Origin of the sequence: Streptomyces sp. NPDC093085 (genome assembly GCF_040683935.1) — a bacterium.
Classification (GTDB): domain Bacteria; phylum Actinomycetota; class Actinomycetes; order Streptomycetales; family Streptomycetaceae; genus Streptomyces.
The window spans coordinates 644667-670091 of the sequence record NZ_JBFBFB010000003.1; the positions used below are offsets into that span (position 1 = coordinate 644667).

A 25425-nucleotide genomic window follows, 5' to 3' on the forward strand; every position below is an offset into this window, starting at 1 on the left:
GGTGACGTGCTACTCCCGCCCGGCCGAGGTGAAGGTCATATCGGCGTACCGGCTGCCCGCCACCCGCGACGCGATCGGCTCCAGCAGCCCCAGCTCGCTCTCGGTGAGGATGAGACGCGTCGCCGCGGTGTTCTCCTCGACCCTGGCCCGGCTCCGCGTCCCGGGGATCGGCACGACGGCCACCCCGTACAGCGGCGCCCGCTGCTGCACCCAGGCGAGCGCGACCTGCCCCGGGGTGGCGCCCCGCCCCTCGGCGATCTTGCGCAGGGGTTCCAGCAGCGCGGCGTTGGCGGCGGCGTTCTCGCCGGTGAAGCGCGGCTGCTGACGGCGGAAGTCGTCGGCGCCCAGCTCGCGGTCGGCGTGGACGAACGCACCGGTCAGGAAGCCCCGGCCGAGCGGGGAGTACGGCACGATCCCCACCCCCAGCTCCGCGGCGGCCGGCACGACATACCGCTCGATGTCCCGGCTGAACAGCGACCACTCCGACTGGAGCGCGGTGATCGGGTGCACGGCGTGGGCCGCGCGCAGCTCGTCCGCGGTGACCTCGCTCAGCCCGAGGTACGCGACCTTGCCCTCGGTGACCAGTTCGGCCATGGCGCCGACCGTCTCCTCGATGGGGACCTTCGGGTCGCGCCGGTGCAGGTAGTAGAGGTCGATCCGCTCCACGGCGAGCCGGCGCAGACTGCCCTCGACGCACTTCCGCAGATAGCCGGGATCGTTGGTGATGGTCCGCTTGGCCGGCTCCTTCGGGTCGATCCCGAGGGCGAACTTGGTGGCCAGGGTGATCTCGTCGCGGTGCGCCCGTACGAAGGGGGCGAGGAACTCCTCGTTCGCGCCGTTGCCGTAGGCGTCGGCCGTGTCGTACAGCGTCACGCCCAGCTCCAGGGCGCGCTCCAGGGTGGCCCGCGCCTCGTCCGCGTCGGTAGGCCCGTACGCGAAGCTCATGCCCATGCACCCGAGCCCCTGGGCGCCGACCTCGGGGCCGCCGGTCCCGAGCCGTACGCTCTCGATCTTCGTTCCGTCCCTGCTGTCACCACTCATGACGCACCCCTTCTCTCATGACGCCCTCTACCACTGCACCGCCCCCTACTACCCCACCGCCCCCGCCGTTACCGCCCGGCACGGCGGGCACCGGCGTAAAAGCTGATCTTGTGGTCGAGCACGGAGACCGTGTCGTGCAGCTCCTCGATCCGGCGGAGCACATCGCGGCGGGTCCGTTCCAGCAGCTCCTGCCGCTCCTCGAAGGTCTCCTCGCCCACCCGCAGCAGCTCGGCGTACCGGACCATGTCGGCGACGGGCATGCCGGTCAGCCGCAGCTTGCCGACGAAGAGGAGCCAGTCCAGGTCCCGGTTGCGGAACCGGCGCTGCCCGGTGTGCGAGCGGCTGACATGCGGCATGAGGCCGATCCGCTCGTACCAGCGCAGGGTGTGCGCGGTGAGGCCGGTGAAGGCCGCGACCTCACTGATCGTGTAGTGGTCCGCGCCTTCGGGGCGCGGATGCGCGGGCGGGGCGGCGGCACAGACATCCACGGGCGCCGTCCGTTCCTGTCCGGTCTCCAGGCTGCTCTCCGGGCTGGTCTCGATCAGTGTCATATCTCCCACGCTAGAACCTTCGAGTGCACTCGAAGCAAGTGGAAGAGAACGGAAGAGCACGAAAAAGGGATGACGTCCGGGCGGACCCGCGGGAAGACTCGCACGCCATGAGCCTCGTACGCCGCGCCACCCCCGCCGACGCCGCCGAACTGGTCCGCCTCCGCAAGGTCATGCTGGACGCGTCCCACGGCCCGGATCCGGACACCGGCTGGCAGCCCGCCGCCCTCCGCACCCTGCGCGAACGGCTCGCGGACCCGGACGGCGACCTGGCCGCGTTCGTCGTCGACCGCCCGGCCCGGCCGAGCCGTCCGGGTGACGGCGCCGGCGCCCGCGACCGTACGGAGCCGACCGCCCCCGAGGACACCCCGCCCCCGCTCGTCTCCTGCGCGGTCGGCACGATCGAACACCGCCTGGGCTCCCCCGGCGACCCCTCGGGCGCCGGCGGCCACCTCTTCAACGTCGCCACCGACCCGGACGCCCGCCGCCAGGGCCACTCCCGGGCCTGCGTGGCGGCGCTCCTGGAGTGGTACCGGACCCGAGGCATCCGCAAGATCGACCTCCACGCCACCCCCGAGGCCGAACCCCTCTACATCTCCCTCGGCTTCACCCGCACCACGGCCCCCGCGATGCGCCTCCGGCGGATCCGGTAGGGGCGCCGGAGGCGAGCCGGTCGAAGCCGCCGGAGAACCGGGCCGAGGCCGTCAGAGCAGGCCCAGCACCAGCCTGAGCGCGTGCTCGATGTCCGCCCACTCCTCGGGGTCCACCCGGCCCGCGAAGTCGCCGAGGCGTTCCGTGGAGACCGCCGCCATCTGTTCGACGAGGACGACCGTGGGGGTGCCGTCCCTATCGAGTGCGGGATGTACGAGACCCGGCCGTGCGCTGGTGGAGGTCGGCGCGACGACCAGGGTCGACGTGGGCAACTGGTCGGATTGGAGCACCACCGCGTATCTGGTGCCTCGCTGCTCGTGGCCCACGGCGTTCTTGTTGGCGCGGAGGCGGTAGAGATCACCACGCACGGAGGTCGCTCATCTCTTCCTGTACGGCGGCGATCTCGTCCCGGTACGCGGGGTCGGCCCGCCACTCGGTCATTTCCGCTCTGGCCCGCGCGTACTGCTCGGCGATGTACGCCTCGTGAATCGCCTGCCTTATCACGTCGGAGGCCGTGACACCCCGCAGCTCGGCCAGCACCTCCAGTTCGTGGCGCGTCGCCTCATCGGGCCGGAAACTGATAGCACGTACCGTCATACACGTATCGTATGACGCGCCGTATGACGGCGCAATCGCCCCGTTAGGCTCTTCCCCATGCAGAGCCTGGCGATGATCGAGAACTGGCCCGTGCCGCACGCCGCGGCTGTCGTCGTGCGTGCCGACGGGGGTGTTGCCGGGGCGTACGGGGCCACGGCGCGGCGGTTTCCGCTCGCCTCGGTGACCAAGCCGCTCGCCGCGTACGGGGTGCTCGTCGCGTACGAGGAGGGGGCCGTCGAGCTGGACGAGCCGGCCGGGCCCGAGGGGGCGACCGTGCGGCATCTGCTCGCGCACACCAGTGGGCTCGCCTTCGACGAGCACCGGGTGGCCGCCGCGCCCGGCACCCGGCGGATCTACTCGAACGCCGGGTTCGAGGTGCTGGGCGAGCATGTCGCGCTGGCCACCGGGATCCCGTTCGCCGACTATCTCCGCGAGGCCGTGTTCGAACCCCTCGGGATGACGGAGAGCGCGCTGCCGGCCGGCGGTTCGCCCGCCCGGGACGCCGTGTCGACCGCCGACGACCTGGCGCGGTTCGCCGCCGAGGTGCAGGCGCCCCGGCTGCTCGACCCGCGGACGGTGCTGGAGGCGATGAGCGTCGTCCACCCGGGGCTCTCCGGGGTGCTGCCCGGCTACGGCAGCCAGAAGAACAACGACTGGGGCCTGGGGTTCGAGATACGCGACGGGAAGTCCCCGCACTGGACGGGCGCCGCGTCGTCGCCGCGTACGTTCGGACACTTCGGGCAGTCCGGTACGTTCCTCTGGGTCGACCCGGAGGCGGGGGCCGCCTGTGTGGCCCTGGCCGACCGGGACTTCGGGCCGTGGGCGATCGAGGCGTGGCCGCCGTTCACGGACGCGGTGCTCGCGGAGGTACGCGGCGCCGGTCGCTGACCCCGGGGATATGGGGGGCGGAGGCCGAGGTCAGGGCGCCATCTCCCAGAGGAGGACCTCCGCCGCCGCCCCGGCCGGGGCCCCGGAACCGGGGCCGCCCTCCGCGTCGCCCACCGGGCCCGCGACCAGTTCCAGGCCGCGCGCTTCCGTGATCCGGGCCGAGTCGCCCGGGTGAAGTTCCGCCGTGCCCCCGGTCCCCCCTGCCGGGCCCTCCAGGCGTACCGCGCCCCGTACCACGTGCGCGTAGACGTACGGGGCGTCCGGGACGGCGGAGCGTTCGCCCGCCCGCAGCCGCCGTACGTGCAGCATCGCGCCCGCCTGGGGCAGCGCGTACGGCGTGGCGTCGGCGATGCCCCGGACGACCTCGTACGCGGGGTCGCCGCCCGGCTCCAGCGGCGTCAGCCACATCTGGACGAAGACCAGCGGGACCGTCCCGTCGTTCCGCTCCACATGGCGCACCCCGCCCGCCGAGCTGAGCCGCTGGACGTCCCCGGGGCGTACGACGGTGGCGTGCCCGGCCGAGTCGCGGTGGGTCAGCTCGCCCTCGACGACCCAGGTGACGATCTCGGTGTGCCGGTGCGGATGCTCGTCGAACCCCGCGCCGGGTGCGAGCCGCTCCTCGTTGCAGGCCAGGACCGCGCCGAAGCGGAGATTGTCCGGATCGTAGAAGTGGCCGAAAGAGAAGGCGTGCAGCGAGGCGATGCCCGCCGCCGCGTCGCCGCCCGCGTACCGCTCCGCCGCGTACCGTACGAGAATCACCACCCCACGGTAGCGCCGCCCCGCGCCGCGCCACCCCCGGCCCGTGCCATGCCGCCGCCCGGCGGCTCCCGGGGCCGGGCCCACGAGCACCCCCGCCGATAGGGCAGTCTTGTCACGTGCCTGAACCTTCGAACGAACCCCACCCGCACCCGGCCACCCTGCGCCGGCTCGAACACTCCGCCGGGCGGCTCGCGGCGAACGCCATCGCCCGCATGGACGCGACGCTGCCGTGGTACCGGGCGATGCCGCCGGAGAACCGTTCGTGGATCGGGCTGGTAGCGCAGGCGGGCATCGCCGCGTTCACCGAGTGGTTCCGCCACCCGGAGACGCCGCAGGCCATCTCCACCGATGTCTTCGGCACGGCGCCGCGCGAGCTGACGCGGGCGATCACCCTGCGCCAGACCGTCGAGATGGTGCGGACCACGATCGAGGTCATGGAATCGGCCATCGAGGAGGTCGCCGCCCCCGGCGACGAGGCCGCGCTCCGCGAGGCCCTGCTCGTCTACGCGCGGGAGATCGCCTTCGCCACCGCCCAGGTCTACGCGCAGGCCGCCGAGGCGCGCGGGGCATGGGACGCGCGGCTGGAGTCGCTGGTGGTCAACGCGGTGCTCTCCGGGGAGGCCGACGAGGGCGCGGTCTCCCGGGCCGCCGCGCTCGGCTGGAACTCGCCGGAGCATGTCTGTGTCCTGCTCGGCACCGCCCCCGACGAGGACAGCGAGCTGACCGTGGAGGCGATCCGGCGCGCCGCCCGGCACGCCAAGCTCCAGGTGCTGACGGGGGTGCTGGGCGACCGCCTGGTGGTGATCGCGGGCGGCAGCGACGACCCGCTGAGGGTCGCCAAGTCGCTGATCGGTCCGTACGCGGCGGGCCCCGTGGTGGCCGGGCCCGTGGTGCCCGACCTGCTGGCCGCCACCAAGTCGGCGCAGGCCGCCGCCGCCGGGCTGCGGGCGTGTTTCGCCTGGCAGGACGCGCCGCGCCCGGTCCTCGCGGACGATCTGCTGCCGGAGCGCGCGATCGCCTCGGATCCGGCGGCGCGCGAGCAGTTGGTGGAGGAGATCTACAGACCGCTCGAAGAGGCGGGTTCCGCGCTCCTGGAGACGCTGAGTGTCTATCTGGAGCAGGCGAGCAGTCTGGAGGGCGCCGCGCGGATGCTCTTCGTACACCCGAACACCGTGCGCTACCGGCTGCGACGTGTGACAGACGTCACCGGCTGGTCACCCTCCGATGTCAGGTCGGCGTTCACGCTGCGGATTGCGCTGATCCTGGGGCGCCTGGCCGACGGCGATCCCCAGTCCTAGACTTTTGTCGCACCCCAACAATTCCCCTCGCGGTTCTTCGTTCCTGTCCCCACGGGCGGTGAGGACCGTCCACAAGAGAGAGTGTGAGTGTGCTCGTACTCGTCGCTCCCGGCCAAGGCGCTCAGACGCCCGGCTTCCTGACCCCCTGGCTCGACCTGCCCGGCGCCGAAGACCGGCTGCGGGACTGGTCGGCCGCCATCGACCTGGACCTGGTCCACTACGGCACGAAGGCCGACGCGGAGGAGATCCGCGACACCGCCGTCGCGCAGCCCCTCCTGGTGGCCGCCGCGCTGCTCTCGGCCCGTCAGCTCTTCCCGGCCACCGACGGCCTCGTTCCGCGGGTCGGCGCCGTGGCCGGTCACAGCGTCGGCGAACTGGCCGCCACGGCGCTCGCCGGGGTCTGCTCCGACGAGGCCGCCATGCGGCTGGTACGGGCGCGGGGCCTGGCGATGGCCGAGGCCGCCGCCGTCACGGCGACCGGGATGTCCGCCCTGCTCGGCGGCGACCCGGAGACCACCATCGCCCACCTGGAGAAGCTCGGTCTGACCCCGGCGAACGTCAACGGCGCGGGCCAGATCGTCGCCGCGGGCACCCTGGAGCAGCTCGCCGCGCTCGAAGCGGACAAGCCCGAGGGCGTACGGCGCGTGGTGCCGCTGAAGGTCGCCGGGGCGTTCCACACGCACCACATGGCACCGGCGGTCGAGAAGCTGACGGCAGCCGCCGGCGCCGTCGACCCGGCGGACCCGTCCGTTCCGTACGTCTCGAACAAGGACGGCGGGGTCGTCGGCTCAGGCGCCGAGGTGGTGGCGCGGCTGATCGGCCAGATCGCCAACCCGGTCCGCTGGGACCTCTGCATGGAGACCTTCCAGCACCGTGGGGCGACCGCGCTGATCGAACTCTGCCCCGGCGGCACCCTGACCGGGATCGCGAAGCGGGCCCTGCCCGGGGTGCGGACCCTGGCGCTGAAGACCCCGGACGACCTGGACGCGGCCCGCGAGCTCATCGCCGAGACGGCCGAGACCACCGAGGACGCCGAGACCTCCACCTCCTCCACCTCCTCCCCCGCCCCTACGACAACTCCCTCCTCGCACTCCTCCACGGCTGAATAGGAGCCAGTGAGCATGTCGAAGATCAAGCCCAGCAAGGGCGCCCCGTACGCGCGCGTCATGGGCGTGGGCGGCTACCGCCCCGTCCGGGTCGTGCCGAACGAGGTGATCATCGAGACGATCGACTCGTCCGACGAGTGGATCCGCTCCCGCTCCGGTATCGCGACCCGCCACTGGGCCTCCCCGGAGGAGTCGGTCGCCGCGATGTCCGTCGAGGCGGCGGGGAAGGCCATCGCCGACGCCGGGATCACCCCCGAGCAGATCGGCGCCGTGGTCATCGCCACCGTCTCGCACTTCAAGCAGACCCCGGCCATCGCGACGGAGATCGCCGACCGGATCGGCGCGGGCCGGCCCGCGGCGTTCGACATCTCCGCGGCGTGCGCCGGCTTCGTCTACGGGCTGACCCTCGCCAAGGGCATGGTGGTCGAGGGCTCGGCCGAACATGTCCTGGTGGTCGGCGTGGAGCGGCTCTCGGACCTCACCGACCGGGAGGACCGCGCGACGGCCTTCCTCTTCGGCGACGGTGCGGGCGCCGTGGTGGTGGGCCCGGCGAAGGAGCCCAGGATGGGCCCCACGGTGTGGGGTTCGGAGGGCGACAAGTCCGAGACGATCAAGCAGACCGTACCGTGGGACGCGTACCACTCCGGTCCCCAGGAGAAGTTCCCGGCCATCACGCAGGAGGGTCAGGCGGTCTTCCGCTGGGCCGTCTACGAGATGGCGAAGGTCGCCCAGCAGGCGCTGGACGCGGCGGGCATCACTCCGGAAGAATTGGACGTCTTCATTCCGCACCAGGCCAACATGCGGATCATCGACTCGATGGTGAAGACTCTGAAGCTGCCGGAGAGCGTCGCGGTCGCGCGTGACGTCGAGAACACCGGCAACACCTCGGCCGCCTCGATCCCGCTCGCTATGGAGCGGATGCTGGCGACCGGGCAGGCGAAGAGCGGTGACACCGCGCTCGTCATCGGCTTCGGGGCGGGTCTCGTGTACGCCGCGACGGTCGTTACCCTCCCCTAGGCACACCGGATCTTTCCGGAACGCCTTCTGTAACTCCCTGTTCAACATCCGCTCAAAATCTGCTCAACATCGAAGGAGATCGCCCACCATGGCCTTCACCCAGGAAGAGATCGTCAAGGGTCTCGCCGAGATCGTGAACGAGATCGCCGGGATCCCGGAGGAGGACGTCCAGCTCGACAAGTCCTTCACCGACGACCTGGACGTCGACTCGCTGTCCATGGTCGAGGTCGTCGTCGCCGCCGAAGAGCGCTTCGACGTGAAGATCCCGGACGACGACGTCAAGAACCTGAAGACGGTCGGCGACGCGGCCGACTACATCGCCAAGCACCAGGCCGCCTGACGCCTTTCGAGGCCCCCGGGCCCCCGGGCCCCGGGCTCCGGCCCCGGATCTCCTGACCGGCGGTCCGGCGTGTGACACCTGACCCGTTTCACCGCGCGGCAGACGCCACCCGGTGGTGGCGCCGTAACAATTCAGCACCCTCTACACGTGGAGAAGAATTCCAGTGAGCCAGACCAATCGCACCGTGGTCGTCACCGGTATCGGCGCAACTACACCACTGGGTGGCGACAGCGCGTCGACCTGGGAGGGCCTGCTCGCCGGCCGTTCCGGGGTACGGGTCCTGGAAGGCGAGCTCTTCGCCGACCTGCCGGTACGGATCGCCGCCACCGCGGCCGTCGACCCGTACGAGGTCCTCGCCCGGCCGCTCGCCCGCAAGCTGGACCGTTCGGCGCAGTTCGCGCTGATCGCGGCCAGGGAGGCGTGGGCGGACGCCGGTTACACCGCGCGGGCCGGTGACGACCCCGCGGTCGACGCCGACCGGCTCGGCACCGTGATCGCCTCCGGCATCGGCGGCGTCACCACCCTGCTCGACCAGTACGACGTGCTCAAGGAGCGCGGTGTCCGCCGGGTCTCCCCGCACACCGTGCCCATGCTGATGCCCAACAGCCCCTCCGCCAACGTCAGCCTGGAGGTGGGCGCCCGCGCGGGCGTGCACACCCCGGTCTCCGCCTGCGCCTCGGGCGCCGAGGCCGTCGGCTACGCCGTGGAGATGATCAGGACCGGCCGCGCCGATGTGGTCGTGGCCGGCGGTACGGAAGCGGCCATCCACCCGCTGCCGATGGTGGCGTTCGCCAACATGATGGCGATGTCCAAGCGGAACGACGACCCGACCGCCGCCTCCCGCCCGTACGACACGGGCCGCGACGGCTTCGTCATGGGCGAGGGCGCGGGCGTCCTCGTCCTGGAGTCCGCCGAGCACGCCGCGAAGCGCGGCGCGCGCGTCTACTGCGAACTCCTCGGCCAGGGCCTCTCCTCGGACGCCCACCACATCGCGCAGCCCGAGCCGACCGGCCGGGGCATCGCGAAGGCCGTCCAGAACCTGCTGGACAACACGGACCTCAAGCCCTCCGAGGTGGCCCACCTCAACGCGCACGCCACCTCCACCCCCCAGGGCGACGTGGCCGAGATCAAGGCGCTGCGCCAGGTCCTCGGCGACGACCTGGACCACATCGCGATCTCCGCGACGAAGTCGATGACCGGCCACCTGCTGGGCGGCGCGGGCGGCATCGAGACGGTGGCGACGGTCCTCGCGCTGTACCACCGCACGGCCCCCCCGACGATCAACGTGGACGAACTGGACGCGGAGGTCGACGCCGACGTCGTACGCGGCGAACCCCGCACCCTCCCGTCCGGCACGATCGCCGCGATCAACAACTCCTTCGGCTTCGGCGGCCACAACGTGGTCCTGGCCCTCCGCACGGTCTGACCACGCCGCACCCGCGTACCCGCGAAGCGCCCGCCCGGATCTCCCGGGCGGGCGCTTCGGCGTGACAGAGGGTCAGACGACCTGGTGGAGCCAGCGGACCGGGGCGCCTTCGCCCGCGTAGCGGAAGGGTTCCAGCTCGTCGTCCCAGGGCTTGCCGAGGAGTTTGGCGATTTCCGTCGCGAGCCGGGTCTCGTCGCCCTGGGCGCGGGCCATCGCGGCGCGCAGGCGGTCCTCCGGGACCATGATGTCGCCGTGCATGCCGGTGACCGCGTGGAAGATGCCCAGGTCGGGTGTGGCGCTGTAGCGCTCGCCCTCCGCCGTGGCGCAGGGTTCCGCCGCGACCTCGAAGCGGAGCATCCGCCAGCCGCGCAGCGCGGAGGCGAGCTTGGAGGCGGTGCCCGCCCTCGCCTTCCAGGAGACCTCCGCCCGCCAGGTGCCGGGCGAGGCCGGCTGGGGGATCCAGTCGAGCTGGACCCGCACCCCGAGCACCCCGGCCACCGCCCATTCGACATGGGGGCACATCGCTCGGGGTGCGGAGTGTACGTACAGGACTCCACGTGTCGTCACCGGGACCTCCAGTGTGGGACGAGGTTCGCCTGCCCAGCGGCCTCAGTAAACAGCATCGGGAGTGAAACTCCGCAAAAGGGACAGCTTGTGACGTGAGGTAATTTACCGGAGCCAAGCGATCAGGCGCCTCTGTTTCGACGTGGGAAAAGCTATCGTGCGGTGAGGGGCCCGGGGTGACGTACCGTCGGTCCCGGGACGGATATGCGCGAAGCTTTCACTCACCGGGCTCGCCGGGACGCCGCCGGGAGCCTCCGGCCCCGGGCAGCCCGGGCGGAGAGCGGTGGCCGGCGCCGATCGGAGAGCCTTATGCGAGGAGTGAAGTCGTCCGGCCGGGTGGGGGCGGTGTACGGGGGCGCCCCGCGCCGTCCCCCGTTCGGCGCTCTGACCGCCCTCGTTCTCGCCGGGGTCACCGTGCTCACCGGGTGCACCTCCTCCGGTACGCCCTCCCCTGGCGGTACCTCCGCCTCCGCCGGTGCCTCGCCCTCCCCGCGCCCCACCCCCGTCTGGAACCGCACCCCGGCCTCGGTCGCCGCCGTCGGGGACTCGATGACGCGGGGGTTCGACGCCTGCGGGGTGCTCGTGGACTGCCCCGAGGTGTCCTGGGCGACCGGTACGGACAGCGGGGTGCGGAGTCTCGCCTACCGGTTGCTGGGCGGTGGGTCGGCGGACGTGGCGGGGCGGACGGAGGGGCGGGCCGGGTCGGCCTCCGACCAGGTGGCCCGGCGGGTCGCCGAGCGCTCCTGGAACCTCGCCGCCACCGGCGCCCGGATGGCGGATGTACCGGCCCAGATGACCCGCGCCGCCCGCCACCGGCCGGAACTGGTCACCGTCATGGCGGGCGCCAACGACGCCTGCCGTAAGTCGGCGGCGCAGATGACCCCGGTCGCCTCCTTCCGGACGTCCTTCGAGGAGGCCCTGCGCCGGCTCCGCGCGGACGCCCCGAAGGCGCAGGTGTACGTGTCGAGCGTGCCGGATCTCAAGCGGCTCTGGTCCACGGGGCGCGCCAACCCGCTGGGCCGCCAGGTCTGGAAGCTGGGCATCTGCGCCACGATGCTGGGCGACTCCCAGGACGACAGCAAGGCCGCCCAGGCCCGCCGCGACCTGGTGTACGCCCGGGTCGTCGGCTACAACACCGCGCTCAAGGAGGTCTGCGCGAAGGACGAGCGCTGCCGGTACGACGGCGGCGAGGTCTTCGCGTACCGCTTCACCGGTACCCAGCTCAGCCACTGGGACTGGTTCCACCCCAGCAAGGACGGCCAGCGCAGGCTGGCCGAGATCGCGTACCGGAATGTCACGGCGGAGTCCCCGCCCGCGTAGGGTGCTCGTTCGTGACTGTCATGAACACCGAGCGCGTCGGCGCCACGCCCGAGGGTACGCCCGTCGACCGCTGGACCCTGGAGCGGGCCGGTACGCGGGTGCGCCTGTTGACGTACGGCGGCATCCTCCAGTCCGTGGAAGTACCGGACCGGAACGGCGCCGTCGCCGATGTCGTGCTGGGCTTCCCGGAGCTGACCGGCTATCTGGAGAACCGGGGTCCGTATTTCGGCGCGCTCGTCGGCCGGTACGCGAACCGCATCGCGGGCGCCGCCTTCACCCTGGACGGGGTGGTCCACCGGGTCACGCCCAACGAGGGGCCGAACTGTCTGCACGGCGGGGCGTACGGCTTCGACCGGCGGGTCTGGGAGGCGGAGCCGGTGGGCGAGGGGACGGACGGGGCGGGCCGGTACGGGGTGCGGTTGTCCCGGGTCAGTCCGGACGGGGAGGAGGGGTTCCCCGGGCGGCTGGCGGTCTCGGCCACGTACACCCTGGACGCGACGGGGGCGCTGCGGATCGCGTACCGCGCGGTGACCGACGCGCCCACCCATCTCACGCTCACCAACCACACGTACTGGAACCTGGGCGGGCCCGGCGCCGCTCCCGCGACCTCCGGGCACGAGCTGCGGATCGCGGCGGGCCGGATCACCCCGGTGGACGGCGCGGCCCTGCCGACCGGGGAGCTGGCGCCGGTCGACGCCACGCGCTTCGACTTCCGGACGCGGCGGCCCGTGGGGCCCGGGTACGACCACAACTATGTGCTGGACGAGGTGGGTGACGATGCCCCCGCCGCCGAACTGTACGACCCGGTGTCCGGGCGGGTGCTGACGGTCGCCACCTCCGAGCCGGGGATCCAGCTCTACACGGGCGACCACTTCGACGGGAAGCCGTTCGGGCCCGGCGCCGGGATCGCGCTGGAGACGCAGCACTTCCCGGACTCGCCGAACCAGCCGTCCTTCCCGAGCACGGTGCTGCGTCCCGGTGAGGTGTTCGCCTCTCGTACGACGTACCGGTTCGGCACGCGTACGGGCTCGTAGGGGCCGGCGCGCGGCAGGTGTGTGCGGCCCCGGGGCGGGTGTCAGGTCCCGCCCCGGGGCCGCACGTCTCTCAGGCCCGGGCTGCCGGGTCCGTGGCCTCCACCCGGGTGCTCAGGCGGCGGTCGGCGACCGAGCGGGCCGCCTCGATCTCGTACGGGCCGGTGAGGTACGACCAGGAGCCCGCCGCCTCGTCCCAGATCTCGAAGGCCCGGCGGCAGAGCGGGATCCGGAGTTCGACGCTCTCGCCGGGGGCCGCCTCGGCGGAGGCGAAGCCGGCCAGCCACCGTGCCGGGCGTTTCGCCTCGCCACCGGTCTCCCCGGTCACCGGGGCCAGGTAGAGCTGGACGGTCTCGCGGCCCGGACGGGTGCCGGTGTTGCGGATCCGGACGTACGCCTCCTCCGGGGTGGCGGTGATCGTCTCGTACGCCCAGTCGGTGTAGCCGAGTCCGTGGCCGAAGGGGTACGCGGGGGTGGCGCCCGCCCGTTCCCAGGCGCGGTAGCCGATGAAGACGCCCTCGGTGTACGGGAGTTCGCCGTCGCGCGGGGTGGTGTCCGAGACCGGCGCTTCGGCGAGGGCGGCGGGCCAGGTGGTGGGGAGCCGGCCGCCCGGTTCCGCCGCGCCGAGCAGCACATCGGCGAGCGCGGCGCCGCCCTCCTGGCCGGGGAACCAGGTCAGCAGGACCGCGGCGGCCTCCTCGCGCCAGGGCAGTTCGACCGGGGAGCCGGTGTTGACGACCACGACGGTGTTCGGGTTGGCGGCGGCGACGGCGCGCACGAGGTCGTTCTGGCGGCCGGGGAGCGCGAGATCCTTCCGGTCGAAGCCCTCGGACTCGACGCGCTCGGTGGTGGCGACGACGACCACGGCCGTGCCGGCGGTACGGGCCGCCTCGACGGCCTCCGCGATCAGTTCGTCGGGGTCATGGCGCGGGCCGAGGTGGAGCAGCGAGATGGCGACGGCCCGGATCCCGAGGTCCTGGGTGGCCGGGACGGTGTGCAGGAGCGAGACCTCGACCCGCTCGCCCTCGGTGAGGGTGACGCGGGCCCGCTCGACCGGGGAGCCGAAGAACGCCTCGAAGGGGTCGGACTCGGAGCCGGGTTCCTGGACGCCCTCGAAGCGTACGGTGCCGTCGACGGTGAGCGTGAAGCCGCCGAGGCCGCGGGTGCCGAAGGTGTGCTCGCCGCTCTCCCGGGGCGTGAAGGTGCCCGTCACCTCGACGGAGTGGAGCGTGTCGTGGGTGACCCCGGCGGGCAGGTCGCCGCCGATCCACTGGAGCTGGCCGCCGGGGACGGAGGCGGTCCCGAGGATCTCGCCCGCGGCGTCCCTGCACACGGCTCGCAGTTCGAACCCCGGTCCGGCGACGGCGAGTTCGTCGCTGGGGTCGGCGCCGATCGCGTAGCTCAGACGGCCGGGCGGGAGGGCGGCGGTGAGGCCGTCGAGCGGGGAGACGACATGGTCGGGGAAGACGGTCGCCGAGCCGCCGCCGAGGACCCGGGCGTCACGGGCGGCGGCGCCGCTGAGCGCGATGGTTCCGGCGGCGGGGTCGAGCGGGAGCAGGGGCCGCCCGTCCCGCGCCTCGTTCCGTACGAGTACGAACGACCGGCGGGCGATCTCGCGGGCCAGCGCCTCCCCGTCGAGCGGCGCGGGCGGGGTGGTGACGGCGGCGGGCGCGCCCTCCAGCGCGCCGACGCGGGCGGCGAGCAGCAGGACCCGGCGCACCGCGTCGTCCACGGCGGACTCGGGGACCTCCCCGGCGCGTACGGCGGCGGCCAGCGCCTCGCCGTAGACGGTGTGCGGCCCCGGCATGGCGACGTCCAGGCCGCCGAGGAGGGCGCCGACGGTGGAGCGGGCGGCGAGCCAGTCGGAGACGATGAAGCCGTCGAAGCCCCACTCGCCGCGCAGCACCTCGTTCTGGAGGTAGCGGTGTTCGGTCATGGTGGAGCCGTTGACCTGGTTGTACGCGGCCATGATGCCCCAGGGGTGGGCGTTGGCGACGATCGCCTCGAACGGCGCGAGGTACAGCTCGCGGAGGGGGCGCGGGGCGACGAGGTTGTCCACGGTGAAGCGGTCGGTCTCGGCGTCGTTGGCGACGAAGTGCTTGACCGTGGTGGAGACGCCGCCGTCCTGGACGCCGAGGACGTAGCCGGTGCCGATCTCGCCGGTGAGGTACGGGTCCTCGCTGTACGCCTCGAAGTGCCGGCCGCCCAGGGGCGAGCGGTGCAGGTTGACGGTGGGCGCGAGCAGCACGTGCACGCCCTTGCGCCGGGCCTCCTGGGCGAGCAGCCGCCCCGCCCTGCGGGCCAGTTCCGGGTCCCAGGCGGCGGCGAGGGCGGTCGGGGAGGGGAGCGCGACGGAGGGGTCGTCGGCGGTCCAGCGGACGCCGCGCACCCCGATGGGCCCGTCGGACATGACCAGGGAGGCGAGCCCGATCTCGGGCAGCTCGGGCAGGGTCCACATGTCCTGGCCGGCCAGGAGCCGGGCCTTGGCGTCGAGACCGAGCTTGCCGAGAGCCGCGGCGACGGCGGACTCACGTGCCCGGCGGGCCCGGGAATCCTGGTCGGACCCGGTGGCTCCGGTGGCCTCGGTGGCTCCGGTGGTGGATGCGTCGGCCACGGCCGTACCTCTCCTCGTCGGTGGGAACGGAAGGAATGGTTACATGGAGACGCCGAAAACTGTAGACCGGTAAGTTTGGTTATCTTTCCGTTACCGAAGGAGGGGCGATGGCCCGCGCCAGGAACGCGGAGCGGCGCGCCGAGATTCTGCGCGCCGCCCTGGAAGTGATCGCGGAGCGCGGCTACCGGGGCGCGACCCTGTCCACGGTGGCCGAGCGCGTCGGCCTCACCCAGCAGGGGGTGCTGCACTACTTCCCGTCCAAGGAGGCGCTGCTCATCGCGGTCCTGGAGGAACGCGACCAGTGGGACACCGGCGGCGCCCGCGAGGGCCGCCGGGGGTGGCGCCTCGACCTGCTGGACTCCCTGGTCGAGTACAACGCGATGCGCCCCGGCATCGTCCAGACCTTCTCCGCGCTGCTCGGCGAGAGCGTGACGGAGTCGCACCCGGCGAAGGAGTTCTTCACCCGCCGCTACACCCAGGTACGCGGCGAGATGGCCGAGGTCCTGCGCGCCGAATTCGGCGACCACCTCCCCGGCGGCCTCACCCCGGAGCAGGCGGCCCCGCTGCTGACGGCGGTCCTGGACGGACTCCAGTACCAGTGGCTGCTGGACCCGGAGTCGGTGGACATGCCGGCGGCGTTCCGGGACTTCGTGGCGCTGCTGCGCGCGGGGCGCCCTGGTCAACAGGGCTTTCCGCGGTGATACTTCCGCCAACCGTCGGAAGGATCCCCCGTGAGACTCACGTCCGTACGTCCGCCCCGTGTCCGCGTCCGGCTCCGCCCCGGGGCGGCCGGGGTCGCTCTGCTCACCGCCGCCGCGCTGACCGTCGCCGTACCGCTGCCGGGTGCCGTCGCCGATGCCCCGGCGACGGGGGCCGGGGCCGGGACTGCGGCGGGGACGGTCGCCGGTGCGCCCGTCGAGGAGGCGCGGCTCGATCTCGCGGTGCCCCGGGAGATCCTGGCGCGGAGCGGGTTCGACGGGGTGGCGCCGGGGGTCGTACGGGCCTTGGGGCGCGTGGAGTCGTACCGGGCGGCCGAGCGGGTCGTACGGGAGGAGGGCGCGCGGCTCTGGCGGCGGGCGGTGGACCGGGCGCAGGGGCGGGGGCCGGCGGGCGGGGACCTGCCCCGGGACGACGACCGGCCGCTGTACTGGGCCCGGTTGGCGGTCAGCCGTGAACTGCGCCTGTGGGAGCCCGCGTTCGGGCTCTCGGAAGCGCAGCGCGGCAAGCTGACCGGGGTGCTGGAGCGGTCGTCGCGTGGCCAGGACTCGATGGACTTCCCCCGGTCGGGCGGGCTCAAGCGGGTCGTCGTGACCGGGTTCGATCCGTTCACCCTCGACACCGACATCCGGATCAGCAACCCCTCGGGGGCGATCGCGCTCGCCCTGGACGGCACGGTGATCCGGACCGCCGACGGGCCCGCGAGGATCGAGACCGCCGTGTTCCCGGTGCGCTGGCAGGACTTCGCGGACGGCACGGTGGAGCGGACCCTGAGCGGACCGCTGGCGAAGGCCGATCTCTTCGCCACGGTCAGCCAGGGCCGGGTGGGCCGGATCGACGTCGAGCGGTTCAACGGGGCCTGGCGGGGCGGGTTCGGGGACAACGAGAACGTCTCCGAGACCGGCCTGGTCCCGGTCGGCGACCCGGCATCGCAGCCGCAGTGGACGGTGACCAGCCTGCCGTACGCGGCGATCACCTCGGCGGAGACCGGCCGCTTCCCGGTGTACGACAACACGTCGGTGACGGAGGTCCCGGCGGGCTCCACCGCCTCGGTGGTACGGCCCGACGGGCCGACCCCCGGATCGGCGGCCCGGGCCGGCGGCGGCGGGAACTATCTCTCCAACGAGATCGCCTACCGCGCCACCCTCCTCCGCGACCGGCTCGGCCTGGACATCCCGGGCGGCCATGTGCACACGCCGGTGCTCCAGTTCGGGGCCGGGAACACCAATCCGGCGACCGGGACGGTGACCGATCCGGTCTTCGAGCAGAACCGGCTGGACATCGTCGACCAGATCCGGTCGATCGTCACCGTGGCGGTCGGTACCGCCCGCACGTCCTGAGGTACCCGGGGGTTCCGGGAGGTACGGACGCGCCCCTCGCCCCGGCTACTTGTCCAGGGTGAGGGGGGTGTCGGGGCGCCTCGCCCCGGGAGGTGCCGGGGCCGTACGGGCTTCGGGTGCCGCGGGGTCCGTGGCGGCCCGGTCCTCGTCCGGCTCGCGCTCCCCCGTCAGATCGCGGACCAGGAGCGTCGCCCCCGCCACCGCCCCCGGCATCAGGAAGACCGCCACCACCGGCAGCAGGAAGGCGGCCGCGATCGGGACGCCGAAGCCGAGGGTGAGCATCCGGCGCCCGCGCAGCAGGGCGAGGCGTTCCCGCAGCGCGACGCCCCGGCGCTGGAGCGCGATCGCGGTCAGCTCCTCCGCCAGGAAGTAGCCCGAGACACAGACGCCGATCACCGGGACCACGGTCTGGCCGACGACCGGGACGAAGCCGAGCGCGAAGAGCAGGATTCCGTAGAGCGCCACCCGTACCAGGATCCGGAGGCTGTCCCGCGCGGAGATCCACAGGTCGCGCCAGAACGAGAGCCCCGACTCCGGGACGTCCCCGCCCTGCGAGCGCTCGACGTCCTCGGAGAGCGCGTCGTAGAAGGGCTGGCCGAGCAGGAGCGTCACCGAGGTGAAGGTGATCACCGCGAGGAAGAGCCCGAGCACGAGGATCAGCGCGGTCAGGAACCCCCGGAAGAGGGCGAGCCAGGGAGAGCCCCAGCCGTCGGCGAACGGGGTGGCCCAGGCGGCCAGGTCGTCGGCGCCGTAGAGGAGCCCGACGAGCACGCCCACATAGAGCACCAGGGTGAGGAGCGGCGGCAGCAGTCCGAAGCCGAACCGCCGGCGGCGGCCGGCGACCCAGCGCTGGCCCTTGATGACATAGCCGAATCCCGACCCCAGTTCACGCATGGCCTTCACCCTACCGGCGGACCGGGGAGGCACCCTTGCCGCCGCCGGGGCGGAGCCGGTAGACCCTCCGTACCGATCCGGCCGGATCACCGGCACCGCCGTAATCACCGGCACCGCCGAAATCGCCGAGATCGCCGGCTTCGCGTACGTCGCCGAGATCACCGGACCGGCCAACCCGGCCCGGTCCCGTCCGCCCGCTCTGGAGGAACGCACCGTATGGGGATACCCCGCCCGCCCCGCCGACCCCGTCCGCCCCGCTGGTCCCTGCTGACCACCGCCGTCGCTGCCGGTGCCCTGCTGCTCGCGCCGCTGCCCGCCTCCGCCGCGCCCGCCGCTCCCGCCGCCCCTCCCGCTCCCGTACGGGAGGACCCGCACCGGCCGCATCCGGTACGGGAGGACACCGCGCCCGTACGGGAGGACCCCGGCCCGCTGTCAGGGGCCGCCCTCACCGGCCCGGCGACGGACCCGGCGGCGGAGAGCCGCGCCGAGCCGGCCGCCCTGCCGGACACCCAGGGGTATCCGCGCCGTACGACCCTGCGCACCCCGCCCGAGAACCCGGCCGACAAGTCGATCAGGCTCGGCCTCGCCCCGTACCACTCGCTCGCGCCCCGCCTCAACGCCCTCCAGAAGCTGGGGAACCGGGTGAGCGTGGAGGTCGCGGGGCGTTCGGCGGGCGGGCACGAGCTCTATCTCGTCACCGTCACCGCGCCCGAGAGCCCGAAGGAGGCGCGCGAGCAGCGGCGGATGCGGGGACTGATCGAGTCGGCCCCGGCCGCCGCCGCCAAGGACCCGGCCGTCAAGTCCTCGTACAAGACACCGGTGTTCATCAACAACAACATCCACGGCAACGAGTGGGAGGGCACCGACGCCGCCCTCGCCCTCGTCGAGGAGCTGGCGAAGGCCGAGGACAGCGGGACGGCCCGGCTCCTCGCCACCAGCCGGGTCTATCTCAACGTCACGGCCAACCCGGACGGCCGCATCGCCGGGACCCGTACCAACGCCAACGGCTTCGACCTCAACCGGGACTTCATCACCGGATCGCAGCCCGAGGCGCGCGCCATGCGGCGGATCGCCGTCGACAAGCAGCCCGCCGTCATGCTCGATCTGCACGGCTATGTCAACGGCACCCTGATCGAGCCGACGACTCCCCCGCACGGCGAGAACTACGAGTACGACCTCTTCCTCAAGAACACCTACGCCAACGCCCTCACCATGGAGCGCGCGGTCGACGACCTCGGCTACACCCCGGAGAAGGACGGCGTGCGGCCACCCGTCATCCCCTTCCGGGACGAGGAGGAGGGGTGGGACGACTGGCCGCCCATCTTCACCCCGCAGTACATGGCGTTCCAGGGCGCGGTGGCCTCGCACACCGTCGAGTTCCCGATGGCGGTCAACAACAGCCTCTACGACTCGCTCCCGGTCGCCGAGCTGCGCCGGCGCTCCGCGATCAACACGGACATCGCCGGGGCGGTGATGCGCGCGACCCTGAAGTGGACTGCGGAGCACCGGAGTTCGGTGCTGGCGGACCAGATCGAGATGTTCCGGCGGGGCGCGGCGGGCGAGGCGCAGCGGCCGGTCTCCGAGGAGACCGTGCCGGGGGTGCCCGGGATCGGCCCCGAGGACGTCTACACCACCGACTTCCCGCGCGCGTATGTGATCCCGGCGGGCGCGGGGCAGCGCTCGGCGACGGCGGCGGCCCGGCTGGTGGACCATCTCCTCGCCAACGACGTACGGGTACGGCGCGCCTCCGCCTCCTTCCGGCTGGGCGGGACGGCGTATCCGGCCGGGTCGTACGTGGTCGACATGCACCAGCCGAAGCGGGGCGTGGCCAATGTGATCCTGGACGCGGGCCGGGACATCAGCGCGGACGTCTCGACGATGTACGACATCTCGGGGTGGAGCCTCGGGCTGCTCTGGGGCGCGACCGTCGACAAGGTCCAGCGGGCCGGGGGCGCGGGGGACACCGCCCCGGGGCGCGTTCCGGGGCGTACGGTACGGGCCGCCGCGCCCACCGGGCAGGTCGGCGCGGGCCGGGGCGGACTGCGGCTGCGGCTGACCGACCCGGCCGAGTTCGCGGCGCTCGACTCGCTGCTGGCGCAGGGCGTGGCGGTACGGCGCGGGGCCGACGGGTCGGCGATCGTACCGGCGTCGGCGCGCGGCCGGGCCGCGGTGCTCGCGGCGCGCCACGGGGTCGCGTTCACGGCGACGGAGGAGAAGGGGACGGGGGCGCTGCGCCGGACGCGGGTGGCCGCGGCCGTGACCTCGGGCGAGCTCTTCGCGCTCCGCGAGATGGGCTTCGAGGTGGTGCCGGTGTCGGCCCCGGTGCTCAACGCGGGCTTCGACTGGTCGGCGGTGGATGTCCTCTATGTCTCGTCGGGACTGCGGTACGGGGCCCTGGACGACGGGGCACGGGGCGCGCTGGACGCCTTCCTGCGCGCGGGGTCCCGGGGGACGGGCGGCGGGAGCGGGGGCGGGGGCGGGGGCGGTCTGGTGGCCCTCGGCGCGGGCGGCGCGGCCTTCAACTCCGCCGCCGGGCTGCTCCCCGCGACGGCGGTCGCGGGCAACGGGGACGCCAACGGCGTGGTGCGGGTGGCGAACGCGGGCGGGACGGTGACGGGCGGCGCCCCGGCGCACTCGTTCGTCTACTCGCCGCTCTGGTTCACCGGGCTCGGCTCCGGGGTCCGGGCCGACCAGTCGTACGCCACCGGGAACCCGCTGGTCTCCGGCCACTGGCGCGCGAAGGCCGACGGCACCGGCGGGCCGGTCGCCGCCGGGGGCCGGGCCTCGGTCGTCAGCGGTACGGCGGCGACGGGCACCCGGGTGACGCTCTTCGGCACGGAGCCGCTCTTCCGCGACCACCCGAAGGGGCTCTTCCCGCAGATCGGCCGGGCGCTGCTGGCGGCGGCGGGCTGAGCGAGGCCGGGGGGGGTGCCGGGGGCGCCGGCCCGGTTCCTTCCGTACGAGAAGGAACCGCGCCGGCGCCACGCCCGCCCGCCGCGCCTCGGGCCGTCACCTCAGGCGGGCCTGAACGCCCACTGCTGGCAGGCGTTGTTCAGCCAGGTCCACTGCCGTAGGTCCGCGCCGTCCGCCGTGGAGCAGTTGGCGACATCCGCGACCTTGCCGCTGCGCGCGCCCACGATCCGTACCCACCCGCCCTGGTCGGTGACGGTGAACCGGAACGCCTGGCAGAGGTTGTTCAGCCAGGACCACTGGCGCAGCGCCGCCCCGTCGGCGACCGAGCAGTCCGCCGTGTCCAGCACCTTGCCGGTGGCGGCGTTGACCAGGCGGCTGGTGTCGTTGCCGAGGTCCTCGACCCGCCAGCGCTGCTCGGGCCGCCCGTCGCACCCCCACTGCCGTACGGCGGCACCGTCGGCCGTCGAACCGTCCGCCACCTCAAGGCACTTGCCGCTGTTCCGGTTGACGACGGTGTACGCCGCCGGGGTGGCCGCGGTCTCCCCGGCGGGCCCCGGGAGCGTACTGCCGAGGGGGACGGGGGTGCCGAAGTCCGGGGTGCCGTCGGCGTTCCAGGTGAACTTCTGGGCGCGGGTGGTCCGGCCGTTGTCGCAGCCGTCGCCCGGCGCGTCGTTGGCGTGGTAGACGATCCAGCTCTCGCTGCCGTCCGGTGAGGTGAAGAACCCGTTGTGGCCGGGGCCGTACACCCCGGCCGCGTCGTTCCGGCCGAAGACGGGGGTGGGGTTCTTCGTCCAGGAGGAGGCGCGCAGCGGGTCGGTGCCCGTGTAGGTGAGCCGGCCGAGGGTGTAGTCGGGGGTCCAGCAGCCGCTCGCCGAGTAGACGACGAAGGTCCGGCCGCCGCGCCGCAGCACCTCGGGCCCCTCGTTGACCGCGCCGCCGGAGCGCTCCCAGGCCAGGGTGGGGGTGGAGATCGTCGAGAACGGGCCGCTCGGCGTGTAGGGGTTGGCCAGCGGGGCGATGACCAGGTTCTGCGTACCGCCGCCGCTCGCGCTCCCCAGCAGATAGAGGGAGCCGTCGAGGGTGAGCAGGGTGGCGTCGAGCATCCAGTCGGAGCCGAGTCGGCCCCGGTAGGTGTACGGGCCGAGCGGGTCGGCGCCCGCGCTCTCCAGGACATGGACACGCTGGGTGGGGATGTAGTCGGCGATGCCCTGGCCCGCCACGTAGTAGAGGTACCAGCGGCCGTTCCAGAGATGGATCTCGGGCGCCCACATGTTGCAGCAGCGGGAGGCCGTGGAGTCCGCCCAGACCTGGCGGCTGGGCGCGGTGGCGAGCCCGGCCAGGGTGGGCGCGGTCCGCATGGTCAGCTCGGAGGTCCAGGACGTCGTGATCAGGTAGTAGGCGCCGTCGTGGTACTGGATCCAGGGGTCCGCGCCCTTCTGCGACTTGACGGGGTTGGTGTACGGACGGCCCGCCGCCGCGACGGCCGCCGTGCCCGTGCCCGGGAGGAGCGCGAGGAGGACGAGGAGGGCGGCGGAGAACAGGGCGAGGAGGGAGCGGAGGGGCGGCAGGGATCCGCGGGGGAAGTGGGAGGTGCGGGCGATGTGGGGGGTGGTGGGGCTCACGCGAATTCTCCTGACGGCGCGGGGGAACCGTACGGACCGTTCGGCATACCGAACTTCGCTCGTGGCTTCGGACGGACCGTAGAGTCGAAGCGCTTCCGCGTCAACGGCTCCCGCGCGCATCCCCGCGTGCATCCCCGCGTGCATCCCCGCGTATCCGCGCGCTTGCCCCCGCGCCTCCGCCCCGTGTCATGGCCGGTGGTGGAGCGCTCCACCACCGGCCATGACACGGCGTCCGTCACCGGCATCAGTTACCGGCGTCCGTCAACACGGCCCGTCAACACGGCCCGTCACCAGGGCCCGTGACCGGAGCCCGTCACCCTCAGGCCGGCCGCGCCTTCTCCACCCGGAAGTCCACCGGCCGGAAGGACTTCCAGCCCTTGCCCTCCGCGCCCGCCGCGGCCCGCACCCGGGTGATCTTCTTCTCCCAGTGCCGGGGCACCGAGACCCGCACCTGGTAGCCGGCGGTCGCCCCCTCCCGTACCGTCCGGTGGCCCAGGAGCGCGAACGCGCCGCCCTCGCCCCCGCGCCGACCCGCACCGGTGTGCTCCCAGCGCACCGGCGCCCACCGGCCGTGCCGCAGCTCCTGGACCACCGGGCGCTCGGCGGCGTCCGTACGGTAGCCGAACGCGACGTTCCGCAGGGTGTGGTGGGTGTCGTTGTACAGCCGGACCGTGAAGGTGCCGGCCCGGCCGCCCGGCCGCAGTTCCGCGGCGGAGGGCCAGCCGGTGACCCGTACCTCGGGACGGATGTGCGCCCCGGCGCGGGGCGGCGTGGGCGCCGGGGTGGCGGCGTACGCACTCCCGGCGCCCGCCAGAGAGACTCCGATCACGGCCGCGCCCACCACCGGCCCGACGGTCCTGCGAGTGAAAAGGTTCACTTCGTGCCTCTTTCTCATCGCTCTGTTCCCTTGGGGGAGTTACGAGGTGATGGACCGGAATCACACGGTCCATCACCTCTCGCCCCTCTAGACGACGGACCCTCGAAGTCCGTTTCGCCCGGGTAGCAGAGTTTTCACACCGATGAGAAACGCTTTGCCCGGCCTTGCCGGACCGGGGGCCGCAGGGCCCGGCCCCCGCCCTGCTCAGACCAGCCGGATCATGTTCCAGGAGCAGGGCTCCAGCACCGCCGTCAGCGCCGCGCCCTCCAGGGACGTGCCCGCGCCCTCGTGCGGGCGGACCCGCTCCTGGTCCTCCAGGGTGTTCCTGGCGTCCTGGTCGCCGTCGGCGAGGACGAGGTGCTCGGCCAGTTCCAGGCCGTCGAAGTCGGCGAGGACGACCTCCAGCGGCAGCGGCTCCGTCCGGTGGCGGTTGACGGCGAAGAGGGTGACCGAGCCGTCCTCACCGTTCGCGACGGCGGTGGCGTGCAGGACGTCGGTGGTGCCGTACTTCTTCGTCTCGAACGCCGGCGAGTCGACCCGTACGTCCAGCACCGTGCCCCGGCCGTACTTCGCCGCCTGCGCGAACGGGAAGAACGTGGTCTGCCGCCAGGCGGGGCCGCCGGGCTCGGTCATGATCGGCGCGATCACATTGACCAGTTGGGCCAGACAGGCCACCTTGACCCGGTCGGCGTGGCGGAGCAGCGCGATGAGCAGGGAGCCGAAGACGACGGCGTCCGTCACCGAGTAGACGTCCTCCAGGAGGCGGGGCGCCTCCTCCCACTCCGCCACCTCGTGCGGGTTGGGCTTGTCCATGTACCAGACGTTCCACTCGTCGAAGGAGAGGTCGATCTTCTTCTCCGACTTGAGCTTCGCGCCGACGTGGTCGCACGTGGCCACGACCTTCTCGATGAAGCTCTCCATGTCGACGGCCGAGGCGAGGAAGGAGTCGCGGTCGCCGTCCTTCTCCCAGTAGTAGGCGTGCAGGGAGACATAGTCGACCAGGTCGTAGGTGGCGGCCAGGACGGTCGCCTCCCACTCGGCGAAGGTCTCCATCCCGGAGCCGGAGGAGCCGCAGGCGACCAGCTCGACGTCCGGGTCGATCTGGCGCATGGCCCGCGCGGTCTCGGCGGCGAGCCGCCCGTACTCCTCGGCCGTCTTGTGGCCGGTCTGCCAGGGGCCGTCCATCTCGTTGCCGAGGCACCAGAGCCTGATGCCGTACGGGTCCTTGTCGCCGTGCGCCCTGCGCCGCTCGGAGAGCTCGGTGCCGGCCGGGTGGTTGGCGTACTCCTGGAGCTCGATGGCCTCGGTGACGCCGCGCGTGCCGAGGTTGACGGCCATCATCGGCTCGGCCTCGGGGCCCGCCTTGCGGACGAAGTCGATGAACTCGGCGAGCCCGAAGCGGTTGGACTCGGTGGACTTCCAGGCCAGGTCGAGCCGGCGGGGCCGGTCCTCCACGGGGCCGACGCTGTCCTCCCAGCGGAAGCCGGAGACGAAGTTGCCCCCGGGGTAGCGGATGGCCGTCGGGCCCAGCTCCCGCACCAGGTCGAGGACGTCCGTACGGAGCCCCTTCTCGTCGGCGGCCGGGTGGCCCGGCTCGTAGAGCCCGGTGTAGACGCAGCGGCCCAGGTGCTCGACGAAGGAGCCGAAGAGACGGGGGTTCACCTCGCCGACGGTGAAGGCGGGGTGCAGGGTGAGGCGTGCGGAATAGTGCATGGCTTCCTCGGGCTCGGGTCGGGCGGCGGGGCGGGCGGCGGAACAGCGAGGCACCGTCCGAAATCCCGAACGGCGACCGCATCCTCGAACCGGAAACTAAGGTCGAAGAGCGGACGAGTCAATCCCCTGTCCGAGAAAGGGCCGAGGGC

At 73.0% G+C, this 25425-nt stretch carries 24 protein-coding genes; 13 read left to right on the forward strand and 11 right to left on the reverse strand.

Annotated features, from left to right (window positions below; translation table 11 throughout):
- Window positions 1-9 precede the first annotated feature (9 nt).
- Together AB0O07_RS13595 and AB0O07_RS13600 are read right to left on the reverse strand one after the other, a co-directional pair.
- Window positions 10-1041 carry an aldo/keto reductase gene (locus AB0O07_RS13595; protein ID WP_365631457.1) on the reverse strand — a complete coding sequence of 344 codons (1032 nt, stop codon included), beginning with the start codon at window positions 1039-1041 and terminating at the stop codon, window positions 10-12.
- A gap of 68 nt (window positions 1042-1109) precedes the next feature.
- The gene (locus AB0O07_RS13600; RefSeq protein ID WP_365631459.1) at window positions 1110-1592 is read right to left on the reverse strand and encodes a MerR family transcriptional regulator; all 483 of its coding nucleotides are present in this window, start codon (window positions 1590-1592) and stop codon (window positions 1110-1112) included.
- Window positions 1593-1699: 107 nt separating this feature from the next.
- Here AB0O07_RS13600 and AB0O07_RS13605 point away from each other — a divergent pair, with 107 nt between their 5' ends.
- Window positions 1700-2242 (forward strand): GNAT family N-acetyltransferase, encoded by a 543-nt coding sequence (locus tag AB0O07_RS13605; protein WP_365631461.1) that lies wholly within the window; start codon window positions 1700-1702, stop codon window positions 2240-2242.
- 51 nt (window positions 2243-2293) lie between these two features.
- On the opposite strand, the gene AB0O07_RS13610 is transcribed toward AB0O07_RS13605, so the two are convergent.
- Window positions 2294-2608, reverse strand: coding sequence for a type II toxin-antitoxin system PemK/MazF family toxin (locus AB0O07_RS13610; RefSeq protein WP_365631463.1), 315 nt, complete (start codon window positions 2606-2608; stop codon window positions 2294-2296).
- Complete coding sequence (locus tag AB0O07_RS13615; RefSeq protein WP_365631465.1) at window positions 2598-2837, reverse strand: ribbon-helix-helix protein, CopG family; 240 nt, start codon at window positions 2835-2837, stop codon at window positions 2598-2600. The genes AB0O07_RS13610 and AB0O07_RS13615 overlap by 11 nt, the downstream gene beginning before the upstream one ends.
- A 57-nt stretch (window positions 2838-2894) precedes the next feature.
- Here AB0O07_RS13615 and AB0O07_RS13620 point away from each other — a divergent pair, with 57 nt between their 5' ends.
- Window positions 2895-3725 carry a serine hydrolase domain-containing protein gene (locus AB0O07_RS13620; RefSeq protein WP_365631467.1) on the forward strand — a complete coding sequence of 277 codons (831 nt, stop codon included), beginning with the start codon at window positions 2895-2897 and terminating at the stop codon, window positions 3723-3725.
- A gap of 30 nt (window positions 3726-3755) precedes the next feature.
- Here AB0O07_RS13620 and AB0O07_RS13625 read toward each other — a convergent pair whose 3' ends face one another.
- Window positions 3756-4484, reverse strand: coding sequence for a pirin family protein (locus AB0O07_RS13625; protein ID WP_365631469.1), 729 nt, complete (start codon window positions 4482-4484; stop codon window positions 3756-3758).
- A 116-nt stretch (window positions 4485-4600) separates the two neighbouring features.
- On the opposite strand from AB0O07_RS13625, the gene AB0O07_RS13630 reads away from it, so the two are divergent.
- From AB0O07_RS13630 to fabF, 5 genes are all read left to right on the forward strand, one after another.
- Window positions 4601-5782 (forward strand): helix-turn-helix domain-containing protein, encoded by a 1182-nt coding sequence (locus AB0O07_RS13630; protein WP_365631471.1) that lies wholly within the window; start codon window positions 4601-4603, stop codon window positions 5780-5782.
- A gap of 89 nt (window positions 5783-5871) precedes the next feature.
- Window positions 5872-6891 (forward strand): ACP S-malonyltransferase, encoded by a 1020-nt coding sequence (locus AB0O07_RS13635; RefSeq protein WP_365631614.1) that lies wholly within the window; start codon window positions 5872-5874, stop codon window positions 6889-6891.
- Between the two features lie 12 nt (window positions 6892-6903).
- Complete coding sequence (locus AB0O07_RS13640; RefSeq protein WP_365631473.1) at window positions 6904-7905, forward strand: ketoacyl-ACP synthase III; 1002 nt, start codon at window positions 6904-6906, stop codon at window positions 7903-7905.
- A gap of 88 nt (window positions 7906-7993) precedes the next feature.
- Window positions 7994-8245 (forward strand): acyl carrier protein, encoded by a 252-nt coding sequence (locus AB0O07_RS13645; RefSeq protein ID WP_365631475.1) that lies wholly within the window; start codon window positions 7994-7996, stop codon window positions 8243-8245.
- Between the two features lie 163 nt (window positions 8246-8408).
- Window positions 8409-9671 (forward strand): beta-ketoacyl-ACP synthase II, encoded by a 1263-nt coding sequence (gene fabF, locus AB0O07_RS13650; protein WP_365631477.1) that lies wholly within the window; start codon window positions 8409-8411, stop codon window positions 9669-9671.
- 72 nt (window positions 9672-9743) lie between these two features.
- Here fabF and AB0O07_RS13655 read toward each other — a convergent pair whose 3' ends face one another.
- Window positions 9744-10238, reverse strand: coding sequence for a DUF3145 domain-containing protein (locus AB0O07_RS13655; protein ID WP_365631479.1), 495 nt, complete (start codon window positions 10236-10238; stop codon window positions 9744-9746).
- 306 nt (window positions 10239-10544) lie between these two features.
- Here AB0O07_RS13655 and AB0O07_RS13660 point away from each other — a divergent pair, with 306 nt between their 5' ends.
- Window positions 10545-11555, forward strand: coding sequence for an SGNH/GDSL hydrolase family protein (locus AB0O07_RS13660; protein WP_365631481.1), 1011 nt, complete (start codon window positions 10545-10547; stop codon window positions 11553-11555).
- Window positions 11556-11575: 20 nt separating this feature from the next.
- Window positions 11576-12589: an aldose epimerase family protein gene (locus AB0O07_RS13665; RefSeq protein ID WP_365631616.1), complete on the forward strand. Its 1014-nt coding sequence runs from the start codon at window positions 11576-11578 to the stop codon at window positions 12587-12589.
- A 70-nt stretch (window positions 12590-12659) separates the two neighbouring features.
- Here AB0O07_RS13665 and AB0O07_RS13670 read toward each other — a convergent pair whose 3' ends face one another.
- Entirely contained in the window at window positions 12660-15200 is a 2541-nt protein-coding gene (locus AB0O07_RS13670) for a glycoside hydrolase family 3 C-terminal domain-containing protein (RefSeq protein WP_365631483.1), read from the reverse strand.
- 107 nt (window positions 15201-15307) lie between these two features.
- Here AB0O07_RS13670 and AB0O07_RS13675 point away from each other — a divergent pair, with 107 nt between their 5' ends.
- Window positions 15308-15901 carry a TetR/AcrR family transcriptional regulator gene (locus tag AB0O07_RS13675; RefSeq protein WP_365631485.1) on the forward strand — a complete coding sequence of 198 codons (594 nt, stop codon included), beginning with the start codon at window positions 15308-15310 and terminating at the stop codon, window positions 15899-15901.
- A gap of 30 nt (window positions 15902-15931) precedes the next feature.
- A complete protein-coding gene (locus tag AB0O07_RS13680) occupies window positions 15932-17257 on the forward strand; it encodes a pyroglutamyl peptidase (protein WP_365631487.1) in 1326 nt (441 codons plus the stop codon).
- Window positions 17258-17302: 45 nt separating this feature from the next.
- On the opposite strand, the gene AB0O07_RS13685 is transcribed toward AB0O07_RS13680, so the two are convergent.
- Window positions 17303-18151 carry an EI24 domain-containing protein gene (locus tag AB0O07_RS13685; RefSeq protein ID WP_365631489.1) on the reverse strand — a complete coding sequence of 283 codons (849 nt, stop codon included), beginning with the start codon at window positions 18149-18151 and terminating at the stop codon, window positions 17303-17305.
- Between AB0O07_RS13685 and AB0O07_RS13690 the strand changes: the two genes are divergently transcribed.
- Window positions 18150-18422, forward strand: coding sequence for a hypothetical protein (locus AB0O07_RS13690; RefSeq protein ID WP_365631491.1), 273 nt, complete (start codon window positions 18150-18152; stop codon window positions 18420-18422). The genes AB0O07_RS13685 and AB0O07_RS13690 overlap by 2 nt on opposite strands.
- Window positions 18368-21064 (forward strand): M14 family zinc carboxypeptidase, encoded by a 2697-nt coding sequence (locus tag AB0O07_RS13695; RefSeq protein ID WP_365631493.1) that lies wholly within the window; start codon window positions 18368-18370, stop codon window positions 21062-21064. Before AB0O07_RS13690 ends, AB0O07_RS13695 begins: the two co-directional genes overlap by 55 nt.
- 101 nt (window positions 21065-21165) lie before the next feature.
- On the opposite strand, the gene AB0O07_RS13700 is transcribed toward AB0O07_RS13695, so the two are convergent.
- From AB0O07_RS13700 to AB0O07_RS13710, 3 genes are all read right to left on the reverse strand, one after another.
- Window positions 21166-22632 carry a family 43 glycosylhydrolase gene (locus AB0O07_RS13700; protein WP_365631618.1) on the reverse strand — a complete coding sequence of 489 codons (1467 nt, stop codon included), beginning with the start codon at window positions 22630-22632 and terminating at the stop codon, window positions 21166-21168.
- A 373-nt stretch (window positions 22633-23005) separates the two neighbouring features.
- On the reverse strand, window positions 23006-23563 hold the full coding sequence (locus tag AB0O07_RS13705) for a hypothetical protein (protein ID WP_365631495.1): 558 nt from the start codon (window positions 23561-23563) through the stop codon (window positions 23006-23008).
- Between the two features lie 204 nt (window positions 23564-23767).
- The gene (locus AB0O07_RS13710; RefSeq protein ID WP_365631499.1) at window positions 23768-25276 is read right to left on the reverse strand and encodes an alpha-N-arabinofuranosidase; all 1509 of its coding nucleotides are present in this window, start codon (window positions 25274-25276) and stop codon (window positions 23768-23770) included.
- Window positions 25277-25425: the final 149 nt, after the last annotated feature.

Coding starts and splice junctions, on each gene's coding strand:
- AB0O07_RS13645 (WP_365631475.1), top strand. CDS start 7,994: ATGGCCTTCACCCAGGAAGAGATCGTCAAGGGTCTCGCCGAGATCGTG.
- AB0O07_RS13620 (WP_365631467.1), top strand. CDS start 2,895: ATGCAGAGCCTGGCGATGATCGAGAACTGGCCCGTGCCGCACGCCGCG.
- AB0O07_RS13640 (WP_365631473.1), top strand. CDS start 6,904: ATGTCGAAGATCAAGCCCAGCAAGGGCGCCCCGTACGCGCGCGTCATG.
- AB0O07_RS13595 (WP_365631457.1), bottom strand. CDS start 1,041: ATGAGTGGTGACAGCAGGGACGGAACGAAGATCGAGAGCGTACGGCTC.
- AB0O07_RS13600 (WP_365631459.1), bottom strand. CDS start 1,592: ATGACACTGATCGAGACCAGCCCGGAGAGCAGCCTGGAGACCGGACAG.
- AB0O07_RS13710 (WP_365631499.1), bottom strand. CDS start 25,276: ATGCACTATTCCGCACGCCTCACCCTGCACCCCGCCTTCACCGTCGGC.
- AB0O07_RS13690 (WP_365631491.1), top strand. CDS start 18,150: ATGGCCTTCACCCTACCGGCGGACCGGGGAGGCACCCTTGCCGCCGCC.
- AB0O07_RS13605 (WP_365631461.1), top strand. CDS start 1,700: ATGAGCCTCGTACGCCGCGCCACCCCCGCCGACGCCGCCGAACTGGTC.
- AB0O07_RS13675 (WP_365631485.1), top strand. CDS start 15,308: ATGGCCCGCGCCAGGAACGCGGAGCGGCGCGCCGAGATTCTGCGCGCC.
- AB0O07_RS13695 (WP_365631493.1), top strand. CDS start 18,368: ATGGGGATACCCCGCCCGCCCCGCCGACCCCGTCCGCCCCGCTGGTCC.
- AB0O07_RS13685 (WP_365631489.1), bottom strand. CDS start 18,151: ATGCGTGAACTGGGGTCGGGATTCGGCTATGTCATCAAGGGCCAGCGC.
- AB0O07_RS13660 (WP_365631481.1), top strand. CDS start 10,545: ATGCGAGGAGTGAAGTCGTCCGGCCGGGTGGGGGCGGTGTACGGGGGC.
- AB0O07_RS13665 (WP_365631616.1), top strand. CDS start 11,576: ATGAACACCGAGCGCGTCGGCGCCACGCCCGAGGGTACGCCCGTCGAC.
- AB0O07_RS13615 (WP_365631465.1), bottom strand. CDS start 2,837: ATGACGGTACGTGCTATCAGTTTCCGGCCCGATGAGGCGACGCGCCAC.